The 14,838-nt window shown below is 58.7% G+C and carries 16 protein-coding genes; all 16 read left to right on the top strand.

The window, feature by feature from the left end:
- Nucleotides 1-34 precede the first annotated feature (34 nt).
- Nucleotides 35-811 carry a TatD family hydrolase gene (locus WC392_10380; GenBank protein MFA5242764.1) on the top strand — a complete coding sequence of 259 codons (777 nt, stop codon included), beginning with the start codon at nucleotides 35-37 and terminating at the stop codon, nucleotides 809-811.
- Nucleotides 802-1,572 carry an MBL fold metallo-hydrolase gene (locus tag WC392_10385; GenBank protein ID MFA5242765.1) on the top strand — a complete coding sequence of 257 codons (771 nt, stop codon included), beginning with the start codon at nucleotides 802-804 and terminating at the stop codon, nucleotides 1,570-1,572. The genes WC392_10380 and WC392_10385 overlap by 10 nt, the downstream gene beginning before the upstream one ends.
- Nucleotides 1,573-1,658: 86 nt before the next feature.
- A complete protein-coding gene (locus WC392_10390; GenBank protein MFA5242766.1) occupies nucleotides 1,659-2,330 on the top strand; it encodes an ankyrin repeat domain-containing protein in 672 nt (223 codons plus the stop codon).
- A gap of 181 nt (nucleotides 2,331-2,511) precedes the next feature.
- Entirely contained in the window at nucleotides 2,512-3,258 is a 747-nt protein-coding gene (gene rpsB / locus WC392_10395; protein MFA5242767.1) for a 30S ribosomal protein S2, read from the top strand.
- A 70-nt stretch (nucleotides 3,259-3,328) separates the two neighbouring features.
- Nucleotides 3,329-4,213, top strand: coding sequence for a translation elongation factor Ts (gene tsf / locus WC392_10400; GenBank protein ID MFA5242768.1), 885 nt, complete (start codon nucleotides 3,329-3,331; stop codon nucleotides 4,211-4,213).
- 3 nt (nucleotides 4,214-4,216) lie between these two features.
- The gene (gene pyrH, locus WC392_10405) at nucleotides 4,217-4,933 is read left to right on the top strand and encodes a UMP kinase (GenBank protein MFA5242769.1); all 717 of its coding nucleotides are present in this window, start codon (nucleotides 4,217-4,219) and stop codon (nucleotides 4,931-4,933) included.
- Nucleotides 4,934-4,976: 43 nt separating this feature from the next.
- On the top strand, nucleotides 4,977-5,534 hold the full coding sequence (frr, locus tag WC392_10410) for a ribosome recycling factor (protein ID MFA5242770.1): 558 nt from the start codon (nucleotides 4,977-4,979) through the stop codon (nucleotides 5,532-5,534).
- A 10-nt stretch (nucleotides 5,535-5,544) separates the two neighbouring features.
- Entirely contained in the window at nucleotides 5,545-6,300 is a 756-nt protein-coding gene (gene uppS, locus WC392_10415; protein ID MFA5242771.1) for a polyprenyl diphosphate synthase, read from the top strand.
- Nucleotides 6,293-7,087 carry a phosphatidate cytidylyltransferase gene (locus WC392_10420; protein MFA5242772.1) on the top strand — a complete coding sequence of 265 codons (795 nt, stop codon included), beginning with the start codon at nucleotides 6,293-6,295 and terminating at the stop codon, nucleotides 7,085-7,087. Before uppS ends, WC392_10420 begins: the two co-directional genes overlap by 8 nt.
- 2 nt (nucleotides 7,088-7,089) lie before the next feature.
- Nucleotides 7,090-8,319 (top strand): 1-deoxy-D-xylulose-5-phosphate reductoisomerase, encoded by a 1,230-nt coding sequence (gene ispC / locus WC392_10425; protein MFA5242773.1) that lies wholly within the window; start codon nucleotides 7,090-7,092, stop codon nucleotides 8,317-8,319.
- 5 nt (nucleotides 8,320-8,324) lie between these two features.
- Entirely contained in the window at nucleotides 8,325-9,692 is a 1,368-nt protein-coding gene (gene rseP, locus WC392_10430) for an RIP metalloprotease RseP (GenBank protein ID MFA5242774.1), read from the top strand.
- On the top strand, nucleotides 9,692-11,986 hold the full coding sequence (gene bamA, locus WC392_10435) for an outer membrane protein assembly factor BamA (protein MFA5242775.1): 2,295 nt from the start codon (nucleotides 9,692-9,694) through the stop codon (nucleotides 11,984-11,986). The genes rseP and bamA overlap by 1 nt, the downstream gene beginning before the upstream one ends.
- Nucleotides 11,987-12,018: 32 nt before the next feature.
- Nucleotides 12,019-12,504 carry an OmpH family outer membrane protein gene (locus WC392_10440; protein MFA5242776.1) on the top strand — a complete coding sequence of 162 codons (486 nt, stop codon included), beginning with the start codon at nucleotides 12,019-12,021 and terminating at the stop codon, nucleotides 12,502-12,504.
- A 56-nt stretch (nucleotides 12,505-12,560) separates the two neighbouring features.
- The gene (gene lpxD / locus WC392_10445) at nucleotides 12,561-13,601 is read left to right on the top strand and encodes a UDP-3-O-(3-hydroxymyristoyl)glucosamine N-acyltransferase (protein MFA5242777.1); all 1,041 of its coding nucleotides are present in this window, start codon (nucleotides 12,561-12,563) and stop codon (nucleotides 13,599-13,601) included.
- A 5-nt stretch (nucleotides 13,602-13,606) separates the two neighbouring features.
- Nucleotides 13,607-14,044 (top strand): 3-hydroxyacyl-ACP dehydratase FabZ, encoded by a 438-nt coding sequence (fabZ, locus tag WC392_10450; protein MFA5242778.1) that lies wholly within the window; start codon nucleotides 13,607-13,609, stop codon nucleotides 14,042-14,044.
- Between the two features lie 9 nt (nucleotides 14,045-14,053).
- Nucleotides 14,054-14,824 carry an acyl-ACP--UDP-N-acetylglucosamine O-acyltransferase gene (gene lpxA, locus WC392_10455; protein MFA5242779.1) on the top strand — a complete coding sequence of 257 codons (771 nt, stop codon included), beginning with the start codon at nucleotides 14,054-14,056 and terminating at the stop codon, nucleotides 14,822-14,824.
- Nucleotides 14,825-14,838 lie beyond the last annotated feature (14 nt).

Here is a 14,838-nt window from a genome sequence, read left to right on the forward strand (position 1 = left end):
CACCCCTCACCCCTCACCCCTCACGATTTTCACCATGTTCATCGATTCCCACTGCCATATCAATTTCCCCGGCCTGGCCGAGCGCGTGCCGGATTTGCTGCAAGCCATGGCGCACAATCAGGTGACGCACGCCTTGTGCGTCAGCGTCGAACTGGCGGCTTTCCCGCAGATTATTGCGCTGGCGGAGCAGTATCCCAATATTTTTGCTTCCGCCGGGGTGCATCCCGATCACGAGGATTGCGCCGAGCCGGATGTGGAGCGGCTTGCCGCCCTGGCGAGCCATCCCAAGGTGGTTGCCATAGGCGAAACCGGGCTCGACTATTTCCGCCTCACGGGCGACCTGGAATGGCAGCGCGAGCGTTTTCGCACCCATATCCGCGCCGCCATTGCCATTGGCAAGCCGCTCATCATTCATACCCGCGCAGCGGCGGAAGACACCTTGCGCGTCATGCGCGAGGAAGGCGCGGAGCGGGTGGGCGGGGTGATGCACTGCTTCACCGAAAGCCTGGCTGTGGCGGAGCAGGCGATGGCGCTGAATTTTTATATTTCCTTCTCCGGCATCGTGACCTTCAAGAAGGCGCTGGAGCTGAAGGAGGTGGCGAAACACGTGCCCCTGGAACGCATGCTGATCGAAACCGACGCGCCCTATCTGGCGCCCGTGCCCTATCGCGGCAAGACCAACGAACCCGCCTATGTGCGCCATGTGGCCGAGGAGATCGCCCATTTGCGCGGCATCGGCGTCGAGGAAGTGGGGGCGGCCACGTCACGCAACTTTTTCGAGCTGTTCCGGGCCGCGCAGGCATGGAGATAGTCTTTCTCGGCGTGGGTTCCAGCGCCGGCACGCCGGTGATCGGCTGCGGCTGCAAGACCTGTCTTTCCGCCGACCCACGCAACCGGCGCACGCGCTGCTCGATCGCGGTTCACATGGAAAACGGCGCGGTGCTGCTGGTGGATACCGGGCCGGATCTGCGGCTGCAGGCCCTGCGCGAGAAGCTCACGCGCGTGGATGCGGTGCTCTACACTCACTATCATGCCGATCACCTCAACGGCCTCGACGATCTGCGCAGTTTTTGCCATCTGCAGCGCCAGCCGATTCCGGTGTATGGCAACGAGGCGACCATGCAGGGCATCGTGCAGCGCTTCGGCTATGCTTTCCCGCAGCACGAGCAGCATCACTGGGACAAGCCGGTACTCAGGGCGCATGCAGTCGATGGCCCCTTTGCCGCGGGCGGGGTGGAAGTGATGCCGGTGCCGGTGATGCATGGCAAACATTACGAGATTCTGGCTTACCGCATCGGCAACATGGCCTATCTCACCGACGTGTCGGATATTTCCGCCGCCAGCATGGAAAAACTACAGGGGCTGGATATCCTGCTGCTCGACTGCCTGCGCTATCGCCCCCATCCCACCCACTTCAGCATGGAAGAGGCGGTTGCCTGGGCGCAAAAGATCGGCGCACGGGAAACCTGGCTGATCCACATGACACATGAGCTGGAGTATGCAGAATTGAGTGCAAAGCTACCGGCCGGTATCCGTCCGGCCTACGACGGACTGCGCCTGCAATGCCAGTAGCCAGTCAATATGAAATGCCATTGATGGTAGGTCGGGCTTCAGCCCGACATATCGGGCTGAAGCCCGACCTACGGTTCCCGCTGATTGTGCGCCGCCTTGCCGTGTGGCTGATGCTGCCCTGGCTGGCCCTGGCTCTGCCGGTCTGTGCCGATACTGCTGGCAACATGAACGACATGTTTGTCGCGGTCAGGAATGGCGATGCCGATGCGGTGGAACAATTGTTGCGGCAAGGCGTGGATCCCGATGTGCAGGACGAGCAGGGCTACACCGCCCTGATGATGGCTGCCCGCGCGGGGGCGCCCGAAGTGGCGCGGCAACTGCTGGCGCATGGCGCCAGGGTGTACCAGAGAAATCTCTACGGGGAAACGGCGGTGATGCTTGCCGCATACCATGGCCACAATCCGGTGATCGAGCTGCTGGTGGCGCAGGGAGCGGCGCTGGGCGCCAACGGCAAGGGCTGGAATCCGCTGATCTACGCGGCCTATGCCGGTCATGCGGACACGGTCCGGCTGCTGCTGGCCTATGGCGTGCCGGTAGACGGCCAGACCGATTCCGGCCTTTCCGCGTTGATGCTGGCCTCGAAGCATGGCTGTATCGAATGCGTTTCCTTGCTGTTGCGTCTGGGCGCAGACCCCGGGTTGCGCAGCAAACAGGGCCAGTCGGCGCTGGAAATGGCGCTGAGTGCAGGCAATACCGATATTGGCGCGCTGCTGGAACAGGCCGCGAAAATCAGAAAAGAACATAGACCGATTGAATAGCAGGGCCTGAATATGCTATTATCGCGGCCCAATTTGGCTGGCTTTGAATGCAGCCGGATTACGATGCCGCCGCAAGGCGGAAACTACGCACATCTGTCCCGTTAAGGGTGCTCGACCAGGGTTTTTCTGGCGAGTCGCAGGCGGACGGATGGAGGCTTAACCCTTAAAAAGGAGTTTTACCATGTCAGTAACTATGCGCCAGATGCTCGAAGCAGGCGTTCATTTCGGTCACCAGACCCGCTACTGGAACCCCAAGATGGCTCCGTTCATCTTCGGTGACCGCAACAAGATTCATATCGTGAACCTGGAAAAGTCTCTGCCGATGTACGAAGAGGCGATCAAGTTCGTGCGCAAGATGTCCACCAACAAGGGCAACGTCCTGTTCGTCGGCACCAAGCGCCAGGCTCGCGAGATCGTCAAGGAAGAAGCAGCACGCGCCGGTGCGCCTTATGTGGATTACCGTTGGCTGGGCGGCATGCTCACCAACTTCAAGACGGTCAAGCTGTCCATCAAGCGCCTCAAGGACATGGAAGCCATGATTGAAGATGGCAGCATAGAGCGCCTGTCGAAAAAAGAAGCACTGGGCTTCAAGCGCGAAATGATCAAGCTGGAGCGTAGCCTGGGCGGCATCAAGGATATGGGCGGTCTGCCGGATGCCATGTTCGTGATCGACGTGGGCTATGAAAGCGGCGCCATTACCGAAGCCAACAAGCTGGGCATTCCGGTGATCGGCATCGTGGACACCAACAATTCACCAGCCGGCATTGATTACGTGATTCCGGGCAACGACGATTCGAGCAAGGCGATTCGCCTCTACGCTCAGGGCATGGCGGATGCAATTCTGGAAGGCCGCAGCCAGGTTGTCGCGGACATCATCAAGGGCGACGAGTTTGTCGAGGTGAGTGACGCGGAACAGACAGCGGGTTGATTCTCCGCAGAAAAGGGGCTGAAGCCCCTTTTTTTGGCTTTGGATATTTAGGAAATTTAGGAGTTTGAATATGGCGGACATTACCGCAGGTATGGTTAAAGAGCTGCGCGAGCTGACTGGCTTGGGCATGATGGAATGCAAGAAGGCGCTGACCGAGACGGCAGGCGACCTGAAGGCGGCGGAAGAGTTGCTGCGCATCAAGAGTGGCGCCAAGGCCAACAAGGCTGCCAGCCGTATCGCCGCTGAAGGCGTGGTTGGCAGCTTCATCAGTGCCGATGGCCGCAAGGGTGCGCTGGTGGAAGTGAATTGCGAAACCGATTTCGTTTCCAAGAATGAAGATTTTGCCGCGTTTGCCAAAGCGCTGGCTCAGCTGGTTGCCGAGCAGGGCATTGAAGACATCGATGCGCTGTCCTCTGCCAGTCTGCCATCCGGCCAGACCGTTGAAGAAACCCGTCAGGCCCTGATCATGAAGCTGGGTGAAAACATCTCCCTGCGCCGTCTGGTACGCGCGGAAACTTCCGGCAAGCTGACTACCTATCTGCACGGCACGCGCATCGGCGTGATGGTTGACAGCAGCGGTGGCGACGAGCAACTGGGCAAGGATATCGCCATGCATATCGCAGCAAGCAAGCCGAAATCCATCGACGCTTCCGGTGTGAATCCGGAAGAAATCGCCACCGAACATCGCATCGCGATCGAGAAGGCGCGCGAGGCCGGCAAGCCGGAAGCCATGCTGGAAAAAATTGCCGAGGGCACCGTGCAGAAGTTCCTGAAGGAAGTAACGCTCCTGGGGCAGGTCTTCGTCAAGGCCGAAGACGGCAAACAGACGGTCGAGCAGCTGCTGAAGAACAAGGGTGCGAGCGTGACGGCATTCCAGATGTTCATCGTGGGCGAAGGCATCGAGAAGAAAGTGGTGGATTACGCAGCTGAAGTCGCTGCCGCTGCGAAGGTATAAGCCATGACCGCCCCCGCCTACAAACGCATCCTGCTCAAACTGTCCGGCGAAGCCCTGATGGGCGACGACAGCTATGGTATCAATCGTCCCACCATTGATCGCATTGTCGGGGAAGTGGCCGAAGTGGTGCGCATGGGTGTGCAGGTGGGCGTGGTCATCGGTGGCGGCAATATTTTTCGTGGCGTGGCCCCCGGCGCTGCCGGCATGGATCGCGCCACCGCGGATTACATGGGCATGCTGGCCACAGTCATGAATGCCCTGGCGCTGCAGGACGCCATGCGCCAAATTGGTTTGGTGAGCCGGGTGCAAACCGCGCTGGCCATCGAAGCGGTAGCCGAGCCCTACATTCGCGGCAAGGCCATTCGTTACCTGGAAGAAGGCAAAGTCGTGATTTTCGGTGCCGGTACCGGCAATCCTTTCTTTACCACCGATACCGCAGCCGCCTTGCGCGGCATGGAAGTCGGGGCGGAAATCGTGCTCAAGGCAACCAAGGTCGATGGCGTCTATACCGACGATCCGAAAACCAATCCTGAAGCCATGCGTTATCAGCAGCTCAGTTTTGATGAGGCGATTGCCCGTAATCTCAAGGTGATGGACGCGACCGCCCTGGCCCTGTGCCGCGACCAGAGCATGCCGCTGGCCGTGTTCAGCATCTTCAAGCCGGGTGCATTGAAGCGCGTGGTGATGGGCGAGGACGAAGGCACGCGGGTATATTGTTAAGTAGCCTCCTTCAGGCGGCTGCAGGACGGAAGGATACAAAAACATGATTTCAGACCTTAAAAAAACCGCTGAACAGAAAATGCAGAAATCCCTGGAAGCACTCAAGGCCGATCTGGCCAAGGTGCGTACCGGGCGAGCCCATACCGGCATTCTGGATCACGTGATGGTCGATTATTATGGCAATCCGACGGCGATCAACCAGATTGCCAACGTGACCCTGATCGATTCGCGCACCATCGGCGTGGCGCCATGGGAAAAGAAAATGGTGGGTGCGGTGGAAAGAGCCATCCGTGACTCCGACCTGGGGTTGAACCCGGCCTCGCAGGGCGACCTGATCCGGGTGCCGATGCCTGCCCTGACTGAAGAACGGCGCCGTGAACTGATCAAGGTGGTCAAGCACGAAGGCGAGGGCGCCAAGGTGGCGGTTCGCAACATTCGTCGTGATGCCAATGCCCACCTCAAGGATTTGCTCAAGGACAAGGAGATCAGCGAGGACGATGATCGCCGTGCCCAGGACGAAATTCAGAAAATCACTGACCGTTACGTGGCGGAAGTGGACAAGATGCTGCAGGTCAAAGAAACCGAATTGATGGCCATTTGAGCCTGATCTAGTGGCCCTGTCAAAAAGCTCGACCCGCGAAATTCCCGCGGTGTCGCATATCCCCCGCCATATCGCCATCATCATGGATGGCAATGGGCGTTGGGCCAAGAAACGGCATTTCCCGCGCGTGATGGGGCATAAACGTGGCGTGGAAACGGTGCGCGAGATGGTCAAATCGTGCATTGAACGTGGCGTTGAATATCTCACCCTGTTTGCGTTCAGCAGCGAAAACTGGCGCCGCCCGGAGGAAGAGGTTTCCTTCCTGATGCAGCTTTTTGTGCTGGCGCTGGAAAAGGAAGCCAGAAAGCTTCACCAGAACGGTGTCCGCCTCAAGGTCATCGGTGACCTTTCCCGTTTTGAGCCGCATCTGGTCAATCTGGTTCGTAATTCCGAAACACTCACTGAGAATAATTCAAAACTGACCTTGACCATTGCCGCCAACTACGGTGGCCGCTGGGATATCATGCAGGCCATGCAAGCCATGCTGAAAGCCCGCCCCGAACTGGTGAACGGCTTTGAAGAGGGCGATTTGCAGCCTCACCTTTCCATGCCGTACGCCCCTGAGCCCGATCTCTTCATCCGCACCGGGGGCGAGCAACGTATCAGCAATTTCCTGCTGTGGCAGCTGGCCTATACGGAGCTGTATTTCACAAATGTGCTGTGGCCGGATTTCAATGCGGCCGAACTGGATGGGGCGATTCATTCTTACCAGCAACGCGAACGCCGCTTCGGACGAACCAGCGATCAATTGAAGACCCATGCTTAAAACCCGCGTGATCACGGCTTTTGCCCTGCTGCTCGGCTTGCTGTTCGGACTGTTTTATCTGCCCAGTCTGGCCTGGAGCCTGCTGACCCTGGGCGTGATTACCATTGGTGCCTGGGAATGGGGCGGCATCGCCGCTTATGGCAGAACCGGACGCTGGGCTTATCTGCTGCTGACCATCGCCTTCGGCCTGGCCTTTTTCTTTTTGCAAATGCGCGTGGAAGAGTCGTATCTCGCCGCCATCGCCTTCTGGCTGTTGCTGGCGCTGCCCTGGCTGCTGTTCGGCTGGAAGGTGCGCAACCCGCTGCTGCTGGCTGCGACGGGCTGGCTGGTGCTGTTCCCCACCTGGTTTGCCCTGATGGATTTTCATGCCATGCGCCCCGCGCTGCTGTTTGGCTTGCTGGCGGTGGTGGCGGTGGCGGATATCGGCGCCTATTTTGCCGGGCGCGCGTTCGGCAGACACAAGCTGGCGCCTGCCATCAGCCCGGGCAAGACCTGGGAAGGGGTGGCGGGCGGCCTGCTCGGCGTAACCCTGTACGGCGCGCTATGGATGGCGCTGGAGGGCTCCCTGGGCGTGCCTTTCCCCGGTTTTGTCCTGCTCCTGGCCATGGCGGTGCTGAGCGTGGAGGGCGATCTGTTCGAGTCCTGGCTCAAGCGCCAGGCGGGGATCAAGGATAGCGGCCATATCCTGCCCGGACACGGGGGCGTGCTGGACCGCATTGATGCCATGACGGCAGCGCTTCCCCTGGCGGCAGCCGGTTATTTCGTTTCTGGATTTTCTCCATTCTGATCATGCCTGATAAACAAAAAATTACCGTACTGGGTTCCACCGGATCGATCGGCGTCAGCACCCTCGACGTCATTGCGCGCCACCCCGGCCTGTTCCGGGTGGTCGCGCTGACGGCCAATTCCCAGGTCGACAAGCTGTTCCTGCAATGCCAGCAGTTCGAGCCGGAATTCGCGGTGTTGCTGGATGCGGACGCGGCACAGCAACTGCAGCTGAAAATCACGGCGGCTGGCCTGGCCACCGAGGTGCTGCACGGGGTCGAGGCACTGGAACGGGTTTCGTCCCTGCCCCAGGTGGACAGCGTCATGGCGGCGATTGTCGGCGCGGCGGGGCTGCGTCCATCGCTGGCGGCGGCGCGGGCCGGCAAGAAGATCCTGCTTGCGAATAAAGAGACGCTGGTGATGTCCGGCCGCGTGTTCATGGACGCGGTGCGGGAAAGCGGCTCCGAACTGCTGCCGATCGACAGCGAGCACAATGCCATTTTTCAGTCCCTGCCGCGCGATTTCGGGCGCGGGCTGAATGCGGCCGGCGTGACGCGCATCCTGCTCACGGCTTCCGGCGGGCCGTTTCGCAACAAGGCATTGTCCGAGTTGGAGCACGTCACGCCCGACCAGGCTTGCGCCCATCCCAACTGGTCGATGGGGCGCAAGATTTCGGTGGACTCCGCCAGCATGATGAACAAGGGGCTGGAAGTCATCGAGGCGCACTGGCTGTTCGACGCGCCCGCGGACCAGATCCAGGTGGTGGTTCATCCGCAGAGCGTGATCCATTCCATGGTCGAGTATGCGGATGGCTCGGTGCTGGCCCAACTGGGCAACCCGGACATGCGCACCCCGATCGCCTATGCGCTGGGCTTCCCGGAGCGCATCCATTCCGGCGTTTCACCACTCGACCTGTTCAAGATCGCCCGTCTCGATTTCGAGGCGCCGGACCTGGCGCGCTTCCGCTGCCTCGACCTGGCCTACCAGGCCCTGCGCTGCGGCGGGACCGCCCCGGCGATTCTCAATGCCGCCAATGAAGTGGCGGTAGCCGCCTTTCTCGACGAAAAACTGCCCTTCCTCGGCATCCCGTCCGTGATCGAGCACGCGCTCGAACAGATCAGCGCAGTGCCCGTAACCTGCCTGGAAGACGTCCAGCAAGCCGACCGCCTGGCGCGCAAGGTCGCCAGCGAACATATCCTGAGGCAAGGAGCGGGTGCTTCTACTCCTCACCCCTCACCCCTCACTCCTCACTGATCTCCATGAGCCTGCTTTTCACCCTGGCTGCTTTCTCCCTTGCCCTGGGCGTCCTGATTGTGGTGCACGAACTGGGACATTACTGGGTGGCGCGCTGGTGCGGAGTAAAAGTGCTGCGCTTCTCGATTGGCTTCGGCAAGCCCCTGGTGGTCAGGAAGTCAGGTCATGACGGCACGGAATGGGCATTGGCAGCGTTTCCTCTGGGAGGCTACGTCAAGATGCTGGACGAGCGTGAAGGCGAGGTGGCGCCCCATGAGCTGCCGCGCGCCTTCAACCGGCAATCGGTGTGGCGCCGGATTCTCATTGTTGCGGCCGGACCGGTTGCCAATTTCCTGCTGGCCATTGCCTTGTACTGGCTCCTGTTCATCAGCGGGGTGCCGGGTGTGAAGCCCATGCTGGGGCAGCCGGCTTCTGGCAGCCCTGCAGCGGTGGCAGGTTTTCAGCCCGGGGAAGTGATGACGTCGATTGACGGCCAGGCCGTGGCAACGTGGCAGGATGCGCGCTGGCTGCTGCTCAAGCGGGTAATGAGTAAACAGGGCTTGAAAATCGAGACCCGCAATGAGCGCGGAGAAATCCAGTTCCGTATTCTGGAAACCGCCAGCCTGACGGCAGAGGATCTGGACGGTGACTTTCTTGAGAAGCTGGGCCTGACCCATTTTCGCCCCCTGTTGCGGCCGGTTATTGGCAAGCTGATAGCGGGCGGGGCCGGCGAGAAGGCCGGTTTGCGGACAGATGATGAAATTGAGGCCGTAAATGGCCGGCCGGTGTCACGCTGGGAGGACCTGGTGCAGTGGGTGAAAGATCATCCTGAGCGTGCACTGGAATTTGAAATCAATCGTGGCGAGCGCCTGTTGATTGTGCAGGTGACGCCTTCCGCCGCGACTGAGCAGGGCAAAACGGTGGGGAAAATCGGCGCGGCACCAAAGATGGACGCGGAACTGGGCAAGAAACTTCTGACCGAAGTGCGTTACCCGCCATTTCAGGCGCTGGGCGCTGCGCTGGATAAAACCTGGGATACTTCGCTGTTCAGCCTGCACATGCTGGGGCGCATGGTGGTGGGAGAGGTGTCCCTCAAGAATATCAGCGGTCCCATTACGATTGCGGATTACGCCGGCCAGTCGGCAAGCATGGGCTGGCTGCCCTATCTGAGCTTTCTGGCATTGATCAGCATCAGTCTGGGCGTGCTCAATTTGTTGCCCATTCCCTTATTGGATGGCGGGCATTTGATGTATTATATGGCCGAAATCCTGAAGGGAAGCCCCGTTTCGGAGCGCGCCATGGAAATCGGCCAGCAGGTCGGGATGGCGTTGTTGATGGCTCTCATGGCTTTTGCCTTTTACAACGATATTAACCGCTTGCTTTCCGGCCAATAATGAAAAAACTCATCCCGCTTCTGATTGCCTCCCTGTACGCGGCATCTGCCGTAGCCATTGAACCTGTCGTGGTCAAAGACATCCGGGTGGAAGGCATTCAGCGTACCGAAGCCGGTACGGTATTCAGCTACCTGCCTGTCAAGGTGGGCGACACCCTCGATGATGAAAAGGCCGCCGCCGCGGTCAAGGCGCTGTATGCCACCGGCTTCTTCAAGGATGTGCGCCTGGAATCGGATAATGGCGTGCTGGTGGTGATGGTGCAGGAAAGGCCGGCCATTGCCCAGGTGGATATTATCGGCAGCAAGGAATTCAGCAAGGAGCAGCTCAAGGACGGTCTTAAAATGGCCGGCCTGGCCGAATCCAAGATTTTTGACAAGGCTTTGCTCGATCGTGCCGAGCAGGAATTGAAGCGGCAATATTTCAGCCGCGGCAAGTATGGCGTGACGATCACTACCACGGTAACGCCGCTGGAACGCAACCGCGTAGCGATCAGCTTCGATATTTCCGAAGGCGAAATCGCCAAGATCAAGCAGATCAACATCGTGGGCAATGAAACCTTCAAGGAAAAGGAATTGCTTGAGCAGTTCGTGCTGTCCACCTCGGGCTGGATGACCTGGTACAGCAAAAACGACCAGTATTCCAAGCAGAAGTTGTCCGCTGATCTGGAATCGCTGCGCTCCTTTTATCTGAACCGCGGTTACCTTGAATTCAATGTGGCCTCCACGCAGGTTTCGATTTCACCCGACAAGAACGATATCTACATCACCATCAATGTGTTTGAAGGTACGAAGTACATCATTTCCGATGTCAAGCTGGCGGGAGAGCTGCTGGTGCCGGAAGAGGAACTCAACAAGCTGATCAAGGTGAAAACAGGTGATGTCTTTTCACGCGAGAAGCTGACCGAATCCAGCAAGGCCATCAGCGACCGCCTGGGCAATGACGGCTACGCCTTTGCCAATGTCAATGCGGTGCCGGAGATCAACAAGGAAAAAGGCACGGCGGCCTTCACCTTCTTCCTCGATCCAGGCCGTCGCGTCTATGTGCGGCGCATCAATATGGCAGGCAATACCAAGACGCGGGATGAGGTGTTGCGGCGCGAAATGCGCCAGATCGAGGGCGGCTGGTATGCGGCCGACAAGATCAACCGCTCGCGCGAGCGCTTGCAGCGGCTGGGGTATTTTTCCGATGTCAACGTGGAAACGCCCGCCGTCCCCGGCACCACGGATCAGGTGGACCTGAATTACAGCGTGACCGAAAAGCCGACCGGAAGCATCATGGCCGGAGCTGGTTTTTCCAGTTCGCAGGGATTGGTGCTGAGTGGCTCCATATCGCAGCAGAACGTGTTCGGCAGCGGAAATTTTCTTGCCGCGCAGATTAACAGCGGCGATGTCAACAAGGTTTACTCTCTGTCCTACACCAACCCCTATTTCACCGATAATGGCATCAGCCGCGGTTTTGATGTTTACAGGCGCGATGTTGATACCTCGCGCCTGTCTGCGGTGACCCAGTACAAAACCTCGACACTGGGTGGCGGAGTACGCTTCGGTATTCCCCTGAACGAGAAGGATACCGTCAGCCTGGGCCTGGCCGCCGAGCGGATCGAGAACACCATAATTGACAGCACCTCGACGAAGGTACTGAACTTCATTGAAGAATATGGCAATGTGGTCAACACGGTGCGCACCGATCTTGGCTGGGCGCGCGATACCCGCGACAACCTGCTGTATCCGACCAGCGGCAGCCTGCAGCGGGTGTATGGCGAAGTCGGATTGCCGGGGCTGGACCTTGAATACTACAAGGCGTCCTACCAGCATCAGTGGTTTCAGACCTTTGCCAAGCATTTCACCCTGATGCTGAATGGCGAGCTGGGTTATGCAGATACCTATAATGACAAAACCCTGCCTTATTTCAAGAACTTCTACGCGGGTGGCATTGGTTCCGTGCGCGGTTACCGTACCAGTTCCCTGGGGCCGCGCGATACGAATGATCTTGCCTTGGGGGGCAATTCCCGCGTGGTGGTGAATGCCGAGATACTGTTCCCTTTCCCCGGCTTGTCCAGCGATAAATCGGTGCGCCTGGGCACCTTCGTGGATGGGGGTATGGCGTTTGGCCCGGGTGACGCCAACGGCCGATACTCCAGGATAGATCTCGGTGAAATTCGTTACGCGGCAGGCGTTTCACTAAGCTGGTCCTCGCCAATCGGGCCGCTTAAATTCAGCCTGGCGCAACCGCTCAACGAGAAGGAAGGCGACAAGACTGAAATGTTCCAGTTCCAGATGGGCACCGTATTTTAAGATTTAGGAGAATTGAAGTGAAAAAGATTGTCATGACGATGCTTGCCCTCTCGCTGATGCAGGTGGGAAGTGTGGTAGCCGCGACCGAATTCAAGATCGGTTTCGTCAACACCGAGCGTGTGTTCCGCGAAGCTGCACCGGCGCAGAAGGCGCAGAAAAAACTGGAGAAGGAATTTGCTGTCCGTGATCAGGAATTGCAGAAGATGGCGAAGCAGGCCAAGGACCTTCAGACCTATCTGGAACGAGAAGGCGTGACCATCAGCGATACCGAACGCCGCAACAAGGAACGTGATCTGGCTAACCTGAACCGCGATTTTCAGCGTTCCCAGCGCGAGTTCCGCGAAGACCTCAACCTGCGCCGCAATGAAGAACTTTCCGCAGTTCAGGAGCGTGCCAACAAGGCCATTATTGCGATTGCCGAGAGCGAGAAATTCGACCTCATTCTGCAGGAAGCCGTGTACGCCAGTCATCGTATCGATGTGACCGAGAAAGTACTCAAAGCGCTATCCGAGAAGTAAGTTCAGGGCCGGACAGCCGGCCGGTTTTTCATTAGAAACAGTCCGTGGGCGCCGGCATGGAGCATACATATACGCTGAGTGAGATCGTGTCCCGCCTGGGTGGCGAACTGCTGGGCGATGCAGAAACACGGATCAATCAGGTGGCCGCGCTGGAAACGGCGCTGCCCGGAAATATCAGTTTTTATACTGCGGCGCGCTTCAGGAAACAGCTTGAGGCAACCCATGCGGGCGCGGTTATCCTCAACCAGGAAAACCGCGATGCAACGCAGAAGCCACGTATTGTCAGCAGCAATCCATCCGCCTATTTCGCCAGAGTGACGGCCCTGCTTAACCCGCCTGAACCCGTAGCCGCAGGGATTCATCCCACGGCAGTGGTGGAGCGGGATGCCGTCATTGCAGCCAGTGCTTCTGTTGGCCCTTTCGTCCATATCGGGCGTGGAGCGCGGATTGGCGAGCGGGTTATTGTCGGCGCCGGTTGCGCTATTGGAGACAAAGTCGAGATCGGTGATGACGCCCGCCTGTATCCCCGGGTGGTGATATACCATCAGTGTCTGTTGGGCGCGCGTGCGATTGTTCATTCTGGTGCCGTGATCGGTGCAGACGGATTTGGCCTGGCGCACGAGGAAGGCCGCTGGTTGAAAATCCCTCAGATCGGCCGGGTGGTGATCGGTGACGATGTCGAAATCGGCGCCAATACCACCATTGACCGCGGAGCGCTGGAAGATACGGTGATCGAGGAGGGGGTGAAGCTGGATAACCAGATTCAGGTGGCGCATAACGTTCATATTGGCGCGCACAGTGCCATGGCGGGTTGCGTCGGTATTGCCGGCAGTGCCAGGATTGGGCGCAATTGTACGGTTGGCGGTGCGGGCATGATTCTTGGCCATTTGAACATCGCCGACAATGTGGCGGTCTCATCCGGCACGCTGATTACCAAATCCATCACCAAGCCGGGTGCTTATACCTCGGCGATGCCATTCTCGACGCACGAGCAGTGGCTCAAGAATGCGGCGCATTTGCGTCACCTCGACAGCATGGCGGACAAGATCCACCAGCTGGAACAAAAGATTGCAGAACTCGAAAGGAAGAAATCGTGAGCAGCATGGATATTCATGAAGTCATGGCGCATTTGCCGCATCGTTATCCTTTCCTGCTGGTGGACCGGGTGCTGGAATGCGAACCGGGCAAGAACATTGTGGCGGTCAAGAACGTCACCATCAACGAGCCTTTCTTTCAGGGCCATTTTCCGCATCATCCGGTGATGCCCGGCGTACTGATCATGGAGGCGCTGGCGCAGGCGGCCGGCATCCTGTCGTTCAAGACCATGGGCTCGCTGCCGGACGAGAATTCCGTGTTCTACTTCGTTGGCATCGACAATGCGCGCTTCAAGAAGCCCGTCACCGCCGGAGACCAGTTGCATCTGCACATCGAGATCCTGCGCAATATGCGCGGCATCTGGAAATTCAAGGCGGAGGCCAGGGTGGACGGGGAGATTGTAGCCGAGGCCGAGTTGATGTGTGCCAAACGAGATATTGTCTAAGGTGCCGTCATGATTCACCCCACCGCGATCATTCACCCCTCGGCCCGGCTCGGCGATGGGGTTGCCGTCGGCGCCTATTCGCTGATCGGCGAGCACGTGGAAATTGGCGACCGCACCTGGGTAGGTCCGCATGTGGTCATTTCAGGTCACACCCGCATAGGCTGCGACAACAAGATATTCCAGTTCTCCAGCCTGGGAGAGGTTCCGCAAGACAAGAAATACGCGGGTGAACCGACCCGGCTGGAAATCGGCGACCGCAACACCATCCGGGAATTTTGCACCTTCAATCTGGGCACCGCGCAGGATCTTGGCGTTACCCGGCTTGGAAATGATAACTGGGTGATGGCTTACGTGCATGTGGCGCACGACTGTCTGATCGGCAACAACACCATTTTTGCCAATAACGCCACCCTGGCTGGGCATGTCACGATCGATGATTACGCCATTCTTGGCGGTTTTACCGGCGTTCATCAGTTCTGTCATGTTGGTGCCCACTGCATCACCGGCATCAGCTCGGTCATTACCATGGATGTGCCGCCCTATGTGACCGTCGGTGGCAATCCCACTGCGCCGCACGGAATCAATTCCGAGGGGCTTAAACGGCGCGGATTTTCGGGTGATGCCATCATGGCATTGCGGCGCGCCTACAAGACTCTGTACAAGTCGGGGCTGAGCCTGAATGACGCCAAGCAGGCCTTGGAGGAACAGAGCCGTTCATTCCCGGAAATCGCTTTGCTGCTGGAGTTCCTGGCCAAATCCACGCGCGGCATTATCCGCTAGACAGGAGCATGGCG

The organism is Sulfuricella sp., from assembly GCA_041651995.1.
In the GTDB taxonomy this organism is placed as follows: Bacteria; Pseudomonadota; Gammaproteobacteria; order Burkholderiales; family Sulfuricellaceae; genus Sulfurimicrobium.